This window comes from Bacillus sp. SIMBA_074 (assembly GCF_046534555.1).
Lineage (GTDB): Bacteria > Bacillota > Bacilli > Bacillales > Bacillaceae_G > Bacillus_A > Bacillus_A mycoides.
The window spans coordinates 1-243 of the sequence record NZ_JAWRYM010001097.1; the positions used below are offsets into that span (position 1 = coordinate 1).

Below are 243 nucleotides of genomic sequence, written 5' to 3' on the forward strand. Positions count from 1 at the left end.
CGGTGAGCATAGTTGAAATCAAAGATGGATGACATTATTGGACTTTATATACACAGACTTGATTTGAAAATCACAAGCTTGCTGCGCAGCAAGCTGGAGCCATTCCAGCTAGCACCTGAGCAGCATCTCATCCTGATGCTTTTGCAGGAACGGGATGGACTGACCCAAAACGAGATTGCGCAAGAGCTGGATAAGGATAAAACCAATATTACGCGCATGGTGTCCAGTCTCGAAAAAAAGGCT

Annotated in this window: 1 protein-coding gene; it reads left to right on the forward strand. The window is 45.3% G+C overall.

The window, feature by feature from the left end:
- Positions 1-12 precede the first annotated feature (12 nt).
- Positions 13-243 (forward strand): MarR family winged helix-turn-helix transcriptional regulator (locus SB773_RS34140; RefSeq protein ID WP_410594937.1); only part of this gene is annotated, 231 nt, incomplete at its 3' end.